Genomic DNA, 12771 nt, shown 5'->3' on the forward strand with positions numbered 1-12771 from the left:
GCAGCGTGAGGATCGGCGACCCGACCACGTCTCACACCGAGGGGGATCGAAGTGCGTCGCGACGGTTGAGGCCGTGGGGATGACCCGGCCGTCGCGACGCATCCCGCCCCTTCCCGTCACGTCCGAACCGGAGGAACGCCCCATGCCCCACGAGGCCCACCGTGCACCGCGTCGCCCTGGCGACATCCGTCCGCTGCGGGATGCGTGGGCGTTCTCGACCAGGAGTCGCGTGACCTGGCGCGAGGCGATGGAGGGCTCCGCCGTGATGTCGATCGGACTGGTGGCCGCCGGCCTCGGTGCAGGCGCCGTGCTCCTCGTGCGTCGCGCGCGGGCCCGGAGGGACGACGCGCGGGCCCGGATGGACGACTAGAGCGCGAGCACCCCTACAGGTGACCTGTGCGCGAAAACGCCTCGCGGGCGATCCAGCGTCGTTAACGTGGACAGATCAAGCTCTCAAGCAATGGGGTCTTGACCGCGAGCCATGACTCGACGGAGCAGCGCCATGCCCCCTCCCCCACGCCGAAACCGACCTGCCCGACCCAGCACCGAGGACCCGGTCGCAATGCGGCTCAGCCGCGCAGCAACAGGTGACCAGGAAGCCTTCGCCGAGCTGTACGACCTCATGTCCAGTCGGGTGCACGGGTTGGTCCTGCGCGTGCTGCGCGACCACCACCATGCCGAGGAGGTCACCCAGGAGGTGTTCGTCGAGGTCTGGCGCACGTCAGCCAGCTTCGACGTCGTGCGTGGATCGGCCCAGGGATGGATCCTGACGATGGCCCACCGCCGGGCCGTGGACCGCGTCCGATCGCACAGCTCCGTCCGGCAGCGGGACACCACGTGGCACCGCGAGCACGACAGCGCCACCTCCCACGACTCGACGGCCGCGCTGGCCGCAGCACATCTCGACGCACTGTCGGTGCGCGAGGCACTGGCCCTCCTTCCCGCACCGCAGCGGCGGGCGCTGGAGCTCGCCTACCTGGACGGGCACACGTACTCCACCGTGGCGCAGATGATGCAGGCGCCTGTCGGCACGACCAAGACGCGGATCCGGACCGCGCTGCACACCCTGAGGGCCCACATGGAGAACCCGAGCCTGGTCACCACGTGAGCATCCGCCCCGGCCGGAAACCCCGTCAGGCGGACGTGTGCTGCCCCGGCGCGACGTCGGTGCCTGCTCGAGCCTCGCGCACGACTCGCTCCAAGGCCTCGGCGACCCCGTCACCGGCGCCCGTCCCACGGTCGGCCCGCTCGAGCAGTGTCCGAGCGACGTCGGCGACCTTGCGGTTGGCGAGCTGGGAGCTCAGCCGCAGCCGCGCGAACGCCTCGTCGGCGGTGCAGCCCTCGGCCAGCATGATCATGCCCTTGGCCTGCTCGATGACCGGTCCGGCCACTGCCTTCTTGGTCAGGGCGTCCTCGACGTCGGCCTGGGTCTCGTCGCGACGTGCCTGCGTCAGGTCGATGTAGTACCCCTGGACCTCGAAGGTCCGACCGTCGGTGTCGAGGTGCGAGCTGCCGACGCTGACGACCGAGAGGACCTTCTGGTTGCGGTCCACGATGCGGTGGTAGCAGCTGTAGGTCCCGCCGTCGCGGATCACCGCAGCGAAGACGCCGGCGGCACGCTCCCGGTCGTCAGGGTGCTTGTGGTGCATCAGTGCCGTGGTCGTGGCCGGGATCTCGCGTGGCACGTAGCCGTGGAGCTGGTAGAGGGCGTCCGACCAGTCCCACCGGTCACCCGCGACGTCGTAGGTGAAGGGAGCGACTATGCCGGGCGAGCGCTCGCCCGGGAAGGAATGGATGTCCACGAGCAGTGCGTGTCTCCCTCGTCATGACCGACTGCCCGTGACCGACGACGAGCGTTGAGCGAGACTACCTGTCGCGCGACGCCCGCCGCCGGTGATCACGAGCGAGCCACCACCGACTCCGGTGGCGACGTCGTCACGACGCCAGCAGGGGTGATGGACCCGCCGTCCTTCGCGGTCCGCAACGCGAGGGGCGCGAGGGCGAGGACCGTCGCGACGATGGACAGGCCGACCGCCCAGGCCGGCACCGTCTCCCCGAGCAGGTAGACGAACGCCGGGATCGTGCAGGTGGTGAAGGCCATGATGAGCGTCAGCCACCCCACCAGTGCCGTCCAGCGCGCCTTGCCCAGGGCGATGACGACGAAGAAGGCGGCCCACAGCACGGACCACTGCGCCCAGAGCAACGCCGAGGCGACGTCGTCGAACCGGACGGCGTTGACCACGGCGAAGCCGGCGGCCATCAGGGCCACCCAGGCCGAGTACCAGCCGAGGCCGGTGCCCTCGTAGCCGGCGAGGTTGTTGATGCCGACGTAGAGGTAGGTGAACCCGAACATGAAGACGCCGGCGGCCGCGAGGACCTGGTCGGGGTCGTCGGCGGTGGCGATCGCGTAGAACGGGATCGCCACCTGCAGCGCCCCGACGAAGAGGTTGAAGACGCCGGCGGTCTTGGCATCCACCTGGCCCAGGAACAGCAGGCCGTTGACGAAGAGCGCGGCTCCGACGAAGAGCAGTCCCACGGATGACATCAGTTCTCCTCCTCCAGCGTCCGCGGCTCAGAAGTACGCATTGCCCGGGAAGGACGCGCCGTTGACGTGGTGGTCGCCGATGGCCGAGGCCTTGAGGAACGTCGGGTTGTGCGTCGATGCCACCCGGGCGTTGCGCCAGTGTCGGTCGAGGTTGTGCACCTTCTGCGTCGCGGACGCGCCGCCCACGTCGAAGAGCTTCGCCGCGGTGGCGTAGGAGAACCGGTCGATCGCGACCTTGGCCTGGGCGGCAGCCAGCTGCGCGGCCTCGGCCAGGGCGGGGTCGGGAGCGCCGTCGACGACCGAGTCGTAGGCGACCTGGATGGCGCCGGCCGCGGCGAGCACGATCGCCTCCGCGGCGAAGGCGTCGGCGGAGATCTCGCCGACCACCTGCAGGACCTGCCGGTCCTCGGCTGCCGATCCGGTCGCAGCGTGACTGAAGTTGCGGGCGCGGCGCTGGACGAGGGCGACTGCGTCGTTGCGGACGCTGCGCAGGATTCCGACGGTCACGGCCTGGAGGTAGAGCTGCAGGAAGGCGCCCATGTAGCCGGTGGGCTGGTCGTCCGGGTCACCCAGGTCGAAGAACTCGTCCTCGCTCACCTCGACGTCGTCGAGTCGCGTCGTGCCCGTGGCCGTGAGGCGCTGGCCGAACCCGTCCCAGTCGTCCTCGACTGTGACACCGTCGCGGTCGACGGGCACCACGGCGCCCGCGATCCTCTGGTCACCCGACCTGGCCCAGATCTGGGTGTAGTCGCTGTAGAGGGTGCCGGTCGAGTAGAACTTCTCGCCGTTGAGCCGGTAGCCGCCGCCGGGCTGGGCCGTGATGGTGGTGTCGAAGTGCAGGCCCACCGCATGCTTGCTCTGCTCGCTGAAACCGTTGCCGACGAGCTTGTCGTCGGTGATCAGCCGGATGCCGCGGGCCCGGGCCCCGGGGTCGACGGCCACCAGCTGCTGCTCGACGAACCAGAAGTGCGTGCGCAGGATGTGGGCGACGTTCGAGTCGGCCTCTGCCAGCGCGATCAGCGTCGCGAAGAACTCGCGCACGCTGGCGTCTCCGCCGCCTTCCGCCGTGGGGACGCGGAGGCGTCCGAGCCCCGCCTGCTTGGCCCAGGCGATCTGCTCGAACGGCGCGATCCGGTCCCGGTCGCGCAGGTCGGCGTCCACCGAGATGCGGTCGAGGAGTGCGGTCAGCTCGGGCGAGCCCGGCTTCACGGGCGAGGTGTGCGCCGACTCTCTCGCGAGCGCGGTGTGGTCATCGGTCTGGGTGCTCATAGGTGGCTCCTTCGGCGACGGGGTCGCGACGTCAACTAATCTCTACTGAGTTTATTGACTTAAAGCGCTTCAGCAACGACGCGGCTGCGCGTGCCTGCCGGTGGCCTCATCGGAGAAACGGAGCACCCAGGGTCTTCCGAACAGGCCCGTCGTCTGCCGGTGCCTCGCCAGATGCAGAAGGGCCGCGCCTGCCTCCCTCGTGGGGATGGCGGGCACGGCCCTGATCAGCTGTCTTCGGTGGAGCTGAGGGGATTCGAACCCCTGACCTTCTCATTGCGAACGAGACGCGCTACCAACTGCGCCACAGCCCCTCCACGCCTCACGGCGCGTCGCAAAGATACACGAGCCGTCGGCGGCGTTCCCAATCGGCCCGGCCGATCGACGGGGAGGCTCAGGCGCCGCTGGCGCGGCGGCTCTCGCTGTCCTCGCGGGCGGCCTTGGCGGACTGCTCGGCGGAGCGGGCGAGGGCGGAGTCCTCGTCGTTGCGGCCGCTCGACCAGACGCCGGTGGAGTCGAGGTCGATCGTCGAGACGGTACGACGCTGGGCGGCCGGCTTGCTGACGTAGGTCGGGAGCGTCGTGGGAACCATGTCCCAGCCACCGGCGACCGGCTCGGGGACGACAGCGGCCTCGACGGTGGGTGAGTCGACGACGGGAACCTCGACCGGGATCCGCGGCGCCTCGGGGGTCACCGCGATCTCGCCGGTGAGGTCGAGGTCCTCCTGTTCGGGAGCACCTGCCACGCGCGCCGGCTCGCCGACCTCGATCGCCGAGCGGGCTGCGCGCTCGGCCCGGACCGAGAGGCGGCAGGCGACCAGCCACGCCACGAGCACCGCGGCCGGGGCGGCGACCCACGGCCAGGTGACGACCGAGAAGGCGGCCAGGCCGATGACGACGGCGTTGGCGAGCAGCACGACCGCGAGCACGTTGCGGCGGCGCTTCGCGGCGCGGCGCGCGGACGCCCGCAGCTCGCCGGGTCGCGGCGCGGCGGGCGACGTCGTACGCGACGCGACGACGGGCTCGGGCTCCACGTGCTTCTTGGTCTCGACCGGCGGGCGCAGCGCGGCGCGGATCGGCGACACGACGAGGCGGGCGCTGCGGCGGTCGACCGGCTCGCGACGGGCCAGGACGCGCATCGTGTGGGAGAACTTGTCGACCGAGCGGCTGCGGACGACCTCGTCGTGGTGCTTGAGGGCCTTGGGGATCAGGTAGACGGCCCACGCCACGGCAAGGGCGACGAAGATGAGAGCGCTCAGGTCCACGCACCGAGACTAGGAGCGCGGAGCACGAGCGGGGCGGATGTCAAGTGGTGTGTCGCAGAACTACTGGTGTGACTGGTGTGTCGAGAGCCGCGCGAGGATGCCCCGTGGCACCTCCTCGACCGTCACCGCGAAGACCCGGTGGTCGCGCCACTCGCCGTCGATGTGGAGGAAGCGGGGGGCGTAGCCGACCTGCTCGAGGCCGAGCTTCTCCACCACGCGCAGGGAGTTGGAGTTCTCCGGGCGCACGCAGATCTCGATGCGGTGCAGCCCCACCGAGCCGAAGCAGTGGTCGATCGCCAGCGCCACCGCACGCGGCGCGACGCCGCGACCGGCGACCTCCGCGGCGACCCAGTAGCCGATCGAGGCCCACTGCGCCGAGCCGCGTGCCACGTTGCTCACCGTCACCTGGCCGGCGAACTTCCCGTCGACCTCGATGACGAACGGCAGGCACGCCCCCTGGCGGGCCTGCTGCAGCAGCGACTTCGTGACGAGCTTGTACGACGACGGGCGGGGCGCGGAGCCCGGCGGGACCGTCGCGTCCCACGGCCGAAGCCAGTCGTGGTTGCGCTGGCGCACGGCCTGCCACGCGTCGGCGTCGGACTTGCGCAGCGAGCGCAGGACGACGCCCTCGGACTCCAGGTGCGCGGGCCAGCCGGGCGACGTGCCCGGCAAGGCGTTCAGTGGTCGCTCCCGACGACCTGCTCGACGGCGTGGCGGAGCACCGGCTCCAGCACGGCGAGCCCGTCCTTCACGCCGCCGCGGGAGCCGGGGAGGTTGACGACGAGGCACTGCCCGGCGATGCCGGCGATGCCGCGCGAGAGCATCGCGGTGGGCACGCCCTTGGCCACGCCGGCGGCCCGGATCGCCTCGGCGATGCCCGGCACCTCGCGGTCGAGCAGTGGCCGGGTCGCCTCCGGGGTGCGGTCCGTCGGGGTCAGCCCGGTGCCTCCGGTGGTGAGCACGAGGCGTACGCCGTCGGCGACCGCTGCGGAGATCGCCTCGCGCACCGGGTCGCCGTCGGGCACGACCGCGGGGTCGCCGCACTCGAAGCCCTGCCCGCGCAGCCAGTCGGCGATCAGCGGACCGGTCTCGTCGGCGTAGACCCGCGCAGCGGCGCGGTTGGAAGCGACGACGACGGCGGCGCGCAGGCTCCCGGAGCTCATCGCGACCACAGTGTCACCTCGTCCATGGGCCGCTCTTGCCGCCGGTCTTGGTCTCGACCCGGATGTCGGTGATGACCGCGGCCTTGTCGACGGCCTTGACCATGTCGACGACGGCGAGCGCGGCGACCGAGACGGCGGTCAGCGCCTCCATCTCGACGCCGGTGCGGTCGGTCGTGCGGACGGTCGCGGTGATGTCGACCGACTCGTCGGTGACCTCGAGGTCGACGGTCACGCCGGAGATGGCCAGCGGGTGGCACAGCGGGATCAGCGCCGGCGTCTGCTTGGCGCCCATGATCCCGGCGATGCGGGCCACCGCGAGCGCGTCACCCTTCGGCACGCCCTCGCCGCGGAGCAGCTCGACCACCGCGGGGCTGACGAGCACGCGGCCGGACGCGGACGCCGTACGCGCCGTGACTGCCTTGTCGCCCACGTCGACCATCCGGGCGGCACCGCTCGCGTCGACGTGCGTCAGGCGATCCCCCGGGGTCACGTCAGAACTCCTCGTCCAGCTTGCGGATCGCCACCATCTCGCCGGCCGCGATCGCGGTCGTGTCGGCCGGCACCTCGATGAGGCAGTTGGCAGTGGCGAGGTCGCCTATCAGGTGCGAGCCGTGGCCGCCGACCGGGGACACGAACGTGCCGCCGCGGTCGGAGTCGTAGAGCCCACGCACCATCTGCACCTTGCCGTCGGGCGAGGAGAGGCCGTGGGTGAGGCGCGCGCGGCTGGTCGGGCGGACGTAGGGCAGCTTGCCCATCATCCGGCGGATCGCGGGCAGCACGAAGGTCTCGAAGGAGACGTAGGACGAGACCGGGTTGCCGGGCAACGTGAAGACCGGGGTGGCGTCGTCGCCGACCGTGCCGAAGCCCTGCGGCTTGCCGGGCTGCATGCCGACGCCGCCGAACCACATGGTGCCGTGCTGGGACAGTGACTCCTTGACGACGTCGAAGTCGCCCTCGCTGACGCCACCGCTGGTGACGACCAGGTCGGCGCGGACCAGCTGGTCGCTCAGGGCCTCGGTGAAGGCGTGCGTCTCGTCGGGGACGATGCCGACGCGGTACGCGATGGCACCGGCGGCGCGGGCTGCCGCGGCCAGGAGGTAGGAGTTGCCGTCATAGATCGAGTCGTGGCCCAGCGGGGTGCCGGGGTCGCGGAGCTCGGAGCCGGTGGAGATGACGACGACGCGCGGCCGGGGACGGGTCCGCACGGTCGCGCGGCCGACCGCGGCGAGCATGCCGAGGTGGCGCGGGCCGAGGACCGTGCCCTCCTCGAGCAGCATGTCGCCCTCGGCGATGTCGTCGCCGAGCGGACGGATGTGCTGGCCGGCGCTGGGTGCCTGCGCGATGCGGACCTGCGCCACGCCGCGGTCGGTCCACTCGTAGGGGACGATCGCGGTGGCGCCGGCCGGCACGGGCGCACCGGTCATGATCTTCACGGCGCTGCCGGGCGACAGCGCGAGGATCGAGGACTGGCCGGCGCCGATCTCACCGACGACCGGCAGCACGACCGGGTCGTCCTCGGTGGCGCCCGCGACGTCCTCGGTGACCACGGCGTAGCCGTCCATCGCGGAGTTGTCGAAGCTCGGCAGGGAGATCGGGGCGACGACGTCCTCGGCGAGCGCCAGGCCGAGCGCCTCCATCAGCGGCTGCGGGAAGGCCGGCAGCGGGGAGATCGTGGCGAGGATGCGGTCGAGGTAGTCCCCGACGGGGAGCAGCCCGGGCTGCGCCGGCGGGAAGTCGGGCTCAGCCATGCTGCTCCTGCTCGTCGAGGATCGTGCCGCCCTCGACGCGCTGGGCGGAGCTCGCGTTGAGGGTGACCTCGCCGACGACCTTCACGCCGTGGCCGAAGGTCCAGTCGCCCTCGACGGTGAACGAGTCGGCCTCGCGCAGGGACGGGGCACCTTCGGGGAACCGCTTGTCGAAGTCGCCGACCAGCTTGTAGAACTCACCGTCCAGCGAGACGTAGGGAACCTCGTCGCCGGTCTGGTCGAGCACGAAGTCCTTGCCGATGTCGTAGACGTCGGAGCGCAGCACCAGCAGGTCGTCGGTGGTCTTCACCGGGACGAACCGGTCGCGGCCGACCTCGATCGTGCGCGCGCCCTCGAAGACCTCGATCGCGGCGCCCATCGCGGTCTCGACCTGGATCACCTTCGGGGTCGAGGCGTCCGCCGGGTCGAGGTTCTTCACGTTGCGGATCAGCGGCAGGCCGAGGATCCCGCCGCGCGCGTCCAGCGCGTCGGACATCGCCTGGAGGTCGAACCAGAGGTTGTTGGTCGAGCAGAACTTGTGGCGGCTCAGGTCGGCCAGCGCCTCCTTGTCCGCCTCGAGCGTCTGGGCGGACTCGCGCAGCACGATGCGGCCGTCGGACTTGCGGCGCGCGAAGTGCCCGCCCTTGCGGTCCGACGGCGTGCGCCGGACCGCCTCGATCGCGAACGGCGCGCCGCTCTGGGCGAACCAGCCGGCGACCCGCGCATCGGGCACCGCACCGAGGTTGTCGGAGTTGGAGACGAAGACGTAGCGGAAGCCCTGGTCGACCAGCCGGGCGAGCAGGCCGGTGCCCCTCAGCGCGGTGTAGAGGTCACCGTGGCCGGGCGGGCACCACTCGAGGTCGGGGGCCTTGGGGTAGGCGGCCGGCATCAGGTCGGCCTCGAGGAGCTTGGGCTCCTTGTTCTGTAGGAACTCCAGCGGCAGGCCGTCGACGGGCAGCGCGTCGTAGCGCTCGAGCGCGGCCATCGTGTCGGCCGAGGTGCGGAAGGAGTTCATGAACAGCAGCGGCAGCGTCGCGTCGTACTCCTGGCGGAGGTGGAGCACCTGCCGGGCGATGATGTCGAGGAAGCTGAGCCCGCGGCGCACGCAGAGCAGCGACTTCGCGCGCTCCATGCCCATGCTCGTGCCGAGGCCGCCGTTGAGCTTGATGACGGCGGTCTTGCGGATCGCGTCGGCGGCGACGTCGTGGGGCACCTCGACGTCGGCCAGCGCCTCCATGTCGAGCGGGTCGATGGTGTCCTCGGCGATCATGCCGGTCTCACCGTGCTCGAGGAGCCGGTAGTAGTGCGCGAAGGTGTCGATCGCGACCTCGTCCACCCCGGCCGCACGCATCTTCTCGCGCGCCAGGGCGAGGCCCTGGGCATTGCCCTTGCTTCCCATGCTTCGATCGTAGGCTGCTGGGGTGGACTCGCCACATCCCGGTGTTAGCACGGTCACCAAGGACGCCCTGCGCGACCAGCTGCGCGCTGCCCGCAAGCGCCGCCCGCTCGAGGCCGCGGCCGGTTTCGCGGCCTCCGTCGCGGAGGTCGCGACGGAGTGGTCGGAGGTACGACGGGCCGCGACCGTGGCTGCCTACGTCTCCGTCGGCAGCGAGCCCGGCACCGGCCTCCTGCTCGACGCGCTGGTCGCCGCCGGCAAGCGGGTGCTGCTGCCGGTCCTCATGCCCGACAACGACCTCGACTGGGGTGTCTACACCGGTCCTGACAGCATCATGAAGGCAGCTCGCGGTCTCTACGAGCCGAGCGGAGCGCGACTCGGCCTCGACGCGATCCGAACTGCCGACATGGTGCTCGTCCCCGGGCTCGCCGTCTCCTCGACCGGCGAGCGGATGGGCCAGGGCGGCGGGTCCTACGACCGCGCGCTCACCCGGATCACGCCCGGGACCCCCGTCGCCGTGGTGCTGTACGACGACGAGGTCGGGGTCGTCGTGCCCACCGAGCCCCACGACCTGCCGGTCGACTTCGCGCTGACGGCGGGCGGCGTCGTACCTCTGCGGGAGTCACCGGATATCCGGTGAGACTCCCGCTTGTCGGCCGAGATCTGGGCCGACAAGCGGGGTGGTCACCGGATATCCGGTGACCGCCGCCGCTACTCGGCGACGAGCGGCGTCAGCACGAGGGTGTCCTCGGCCGAGGCGAGGACCGCGTCGCGGCTGAACGGCCAGGCGAGCGTCTCGCCGTCGACGTAGAGCTCGGTCTGGTCGGAGTAGTGCGAGGACGCCGGGTGGCCGGAGACCCCGGTGAGGTTGATCCAGCGCGAGTCGTCGAAGTCGGCCATCGAGATGACCATCCGCATCGACGGCGCGGCGGTGACGTCGTAGCCGTCGACGGCGTTCCACGAGGTCGCGTCCACGATCGAGGAGCCGCCGCCGACCTTCCAGCCGTCGCGGTTGAAGAGCCGCTCGACGAGCCCGACGCCCGACTCGCCGAGGGTCGCGTTGTGGAGGTTCATCCGGTGCAGCCGGCCCCACTCCCACAGCTGCGGGTCGCGCGCCTGGCGGCGGGTGAGCTCGTCGCGGGCGTCGAGCAGCGCCTGGCGCAGGATGTCGTCGCGGGTCTCGACCTCGTCGGTCCCGGCGTCGTCCCACCACGGCCCGGCGGGCTCGGTCAGCATCCGGCCGACGACCAGGAACCACCGGTCCCCGCCGTCGGGCCAGGTGCGCTGACGCAGCTCGTCGTGGAAGGTGAGGTCGAGCAGGTTGCGCCACACCACGTTGAAGTACGCCGCGGGCGCGCTGTCGGCCGGTGAGGTGAAGTCCCAGTCGCGCAGCAGGTCCTGGGCGTTGCGGTAGTAGCCGCCCGGGACGTCGAGGTCGAGCAGGTAGGGCACCAGGGTCTCGGCCATGGGGTTGGTCGTGTCGAGCTGCAGCGCCGACATCTCGGCCACCGACAGCTCACCCTCCTCGGTCAGCACGTCGCGGATCCGCGTCGAGCGGTAGCCGTAGTCCCAGTCCTTGGTGAGCAGGTAGGGGTAGCGCTCGTCGATGACCGCCTGGTTGGCGGTCGCGATGAACCCCTCCTCCGGGTCGAGGACGCTGGGCAGGCCGTCGAACGGGATGTCCTCGCCCGTCCAGTCGTTGGCGCTGTTCCAGCCCTCGACCGGCAGCGTGCCGTCGTTGCCGCCGCCGCGGATCGGCACCCGCCCGGGCGCCTGGTAGCCGATGTGGCCGTCGCGGTCGGCGTAGACCAGGTTCTGCGACGGCACCGAGAAGTCGGCGGCCGCGTCGCGGAACGAGTCCCAGTCGCTCGCGCGATTGAGCTCGAGGATGGCGTCGGCGGTCGGGGCCGGATCGAGCGCGGTCCACGCCAGCGCGACGGCGTACCCGCTCCCCCGGTCGCCGTCGTCGTCGGCGGGCGCGTTGGCACCGACGGTCGCGAACTCCGACGACACGTCGCTGATGAGCGGCCCGTGCACGGTCTCGCGGACCCGCAGCGACACATCGTCCTGCCCGCGCACCTCGATCGTCTCGGTGCGCACCTGCATCGGCTCGGTGGTGTCGTCGCGGACGTAGCGGTCGTCGCCCTCGGTCTTCTCCAGGAAGAGGTCGGTGACGTCCGGGCCGAGGTTGGTGAAGCCCCAGGCGATGTCGGCGTTGTGGCCGATGATCACGCCGGGCACGCCGGAGAAGGTGAAGCCCGCGGTGTCGAGGGTGCAGTCGTCGGACACCTCGCGGCAGTGCAGGCCCATCTGCATCCAGATGCCCGGCTGGCTGACGCCGAGGTGCGGGTCGTTGGCCAGGATCGGCATGCCGGTGGAGCTGTGCTCGCCGTCGACGACCCACGAGTTGCTGCCGAGCCCGCGGCCCTTGCCGAGCAGGTCGGGCATCGCCTCGACGCTCTCCTGCACGCGCTCGAGCGCCTCGACGACGCCCTGGGGGTACGCCGGTCGCCGCGGGTTGCGCGTCCCGTTGGACGTCGCGTTCTGCTCGAAGACGCCGTCGACCACGCCCCCGCCCGAGACGATCGGCGGGTGCTCGTCGTAGGGGTAGTCGGGCCAGAGCTGGGCGATCTCGGCGTCGGTGTGGTCGAGGGAGAGCAGCACCCGGTCGACCTCGGCGTCCATGTTGCCGCGCAGGTCCCACGCCATCGCCTTGAGCCAGGCGAGGGAGTCGATGGGGTCCCACTCCTCGGGCGTGTAGTCGAGGCCGGTCAGCCCGAGCACGGCGTACTCCGCCGACAGCTCCGAGGGCGAGCGCTCGGCGATGTAGGCGTTGACCCCGTCGGCGTACGACATCAGCGCGTCGCGCGTGGCGGGCTGCAGGAGCGCCCACTCCTGCTCGGCGACCCGGCGCCAGCCCATCGTGCGGATCATCTTGTCGGTCTCGAGCGTGGTGTCGCCGAACATCTCCGAGAGCCGGCCGGCCGTGACGTGGCGGCGGAAGTCCATCTCGAAGAACCGCTCGGAGGCGTGGACCCAGCCCTGGGCGAACATCAGGTCGGCGTCGGTGTCGGCGTAGACCTGCGGGATGCCGTGGGCGTCCCTGATCACCTCGACCGGCCCGGTGATGCCGGGCACCTCCACCTCGCCGGACGTCTGCGGCAGCGGACGGCGCACGACGACCACGGCAGCCGCCGCGAGCACCAGCAGCAGGATCACCAGCCCGAGGGCGGTCCACGCGGTCCAGCGCACGGCGCGGGGCGCGCGCCGGAAGGTCTGCCACCAGTTGATCCGCGGCAGCGGGGTGTCGGTCTCGGGGGCAGACGTCTCGCTCATCACTGGGCATTGTGCCGTACCATTGGCAGTCGATCCGCCTGAGTGCCAGCGCGTCG

At 71.4% G+C, this 12771-nt stretch carries 13 protein-coding genes and 1 tRNA gene; 3 read left to right on the forward strand and 11 right to left on the reverse strand.

Annotated elements, in window-relative coordinates; translation table 11 throughout:
- Positions 1 to 142: 142 nt before the first annotated feature.
- Both BLV76_RS21980 and BLV76_RS03675 read left to right on the forward strand, forming a co-directional pair.
- Positions 143 to 370 (forward strand): hypothetical protein, encoded by a 228-nt coding sequence (locus BLV76_RS21980; protein WP_139306460.1) that lies wholly within the window; start codon positions 143 to 145, stop codon positions 368 to 370.
- Between the two features lie 192 nt (positions 371 to 562).
- Complete coding sequence (locus tag BLV76_RS03675) at positions 563 to 1108, forward strand: sigma-70 family RNA polymerase sigma factor (protein ID WP_245734525.1); 546 nt, start codon at positions 563 to 565, stop codon at positions 1106 to 1108.
- A 25-nt stretch (positions 1109 to 1133) separates the two neighbouring features.
- On the opposite strand, the gene BLV76_RS03680 is transcribed toward BLV76_RS03675, so the two are convergent.
- The 10 genes from BLV76_RS03680 to BLV76_RS03725 form a co-directional block, all read right to left on the reverse strand.
- Positions 1134 to 1802, reverse strand: a complete 669-nt coding sequence (locus BLV76_RS03680; protein ID WP_090967919.1) for a PAS and ANTAR domain-containing protein — start codon at positions 1800 to 1802, stop codon at positions 1134 to 1136.
- Between the two features lie 95 nt (positions 1803 to 1897).
- Positions 1898 to 2545: an AmiS/UreI family transporter gene (locus BLV76_RS03685; RefSeq protein ID WP_090967920.1), complete on the reverse strand. Its 648-nt coding sequence runs from the start codon at positions 2543 to 2545 to the stop codon at positions 1898 to 1900.
- A gap of 27 nt (positions 2546 to 2572) precedes the next feature.
- A complete protein-coding gene (locus BLV76_RS03690) occupies positions 2573 to 3814 on the reverse strand; it encodes an acyl-CoA dehydrogenase family protein (RefSeq protein ID WP_090967921.1) in 1242 nt (413 codons plus the stop codon).
- A gap of 238 nt (positions 3815 to 4052) precedes the next feature.
- A tRNA-Ala gene (locus BLV76_RS03695) sits at positions 4053 to 4125 on the reverse strand.
- An 80-nt stretch (positions 4126 to 4205) separates the two neighbouring features.
- Complete coding sequence (sepX, locus tag BLV76_RS03700; protein ID WP_090967922.1) at positions 4206 to 5075, reverse strand: divisome protein SepX/GlpR; 870 nt, start codon at positions 5073 to 5075, stop codon at positions 4206 to 4208.
- A 60-nt stretch (positions 5076 to 5135) separates the two neighbouring features.
- Entirely contained in the window at positions 5136 to 5747 is a 612-nt protein-coding gene (locus tag BLV76_RS03705) for a GNAT family N-acetyltransferase (protein ID WP_175539557.1), read from the reverse strand.
- A 5-nt stretch (positions 5748 to 5752) separates the two neighbouring features.
- Positions 5753 to 6238 carry a MogA/MoaB family molybdenum cofactor biosynthesis protein gene (locus tag BLV76_RS03710; protein ID WP_090972283.1) on the reverse strand — a complete coding sequence of 162 codons (486 nt, stop codon included), beginning with the start codon at positions 6236 to 6238 and terminating at the stop codon, positions 5753 to 5755.
- A 13-nt stretch (positions 6239 to 6251) separates the two neighbouring features.
- Positions 6252 to 6677: a cyclic pyranopterin monophosphate synthase MoaC gene (gene moaC, locus BLV76_RS03715; protein WP_217630436.1), complete on the reverse strand. Its 426-nt coding sequence runs from the start codon at positions 6675 to 6677 to the stop codon at positions 6252 to 6254.
- 52 nt (positions 6678 to 6729) lie between these two features.
- Entirely contained in the window at positions 6730 to 7986 is a 1257-nt protein-coding gene (gene glp / locus BLV76_RS03720; protein WP_090967924.1) for a molybdotransferase-like divisome protein Glp, read from the reverse strand.
- Entirely contained in the window at positions 7979 to 9382 is a 1404-nt protein-coding gene (locus BLV76_RS03725) for a UTP--glucose-1-phosphate uridylyltransferase (protein WP_090967925.1), read from the reverse strand. Before BLV76_RS03725 ends, glp begins: the two co-directional genes overlap by 8 nt.
- A gap of 22 nt (positions 9383 to 9404) precedes the next feature.
- Here BLV76_RS03725 and BLV76_RS03730 point away from each other — a divergent pair, with 22 nt between their 5' ends.
- A complete protein-coding gene (locus BLV76_RS03730; protein ID WP_090967926.1) occupies positions 9405 to 10019 on the forward strand; it encodes a 5-formyltetrahydrofolate cyclo-ligase in 615 nt (204 codons plus the stop codon).
- Positions 10020 to 10090: 71 nt separating this feature from the next.
- On the opposite strand, the gene BLV76_RS03735 is transcribed toward BLV76_RS03730, so the two are convergent.
- A complete protein-coding gene (locus BLV76_RS03735) occupies positions 10091 to 12715 on the reverse strand; it encodes a penicillin acylase family protein (protein ID WP_090967927.1) in 2625 nt (874 codons plus the stop codon).
- Positions 12716 to 12771: the final 56 nt, after the last annotated feature.

Origin of the sequence: Nocardioides exalbidus (assembly GCF_900105585.1) — a bacterium.
Lineage (GTDB): Bacteria > Actinomycetota > Actinomycetes > Propionibacteriales > Nocardioidaceae > Nocardioides > Nocardioides exalbidus.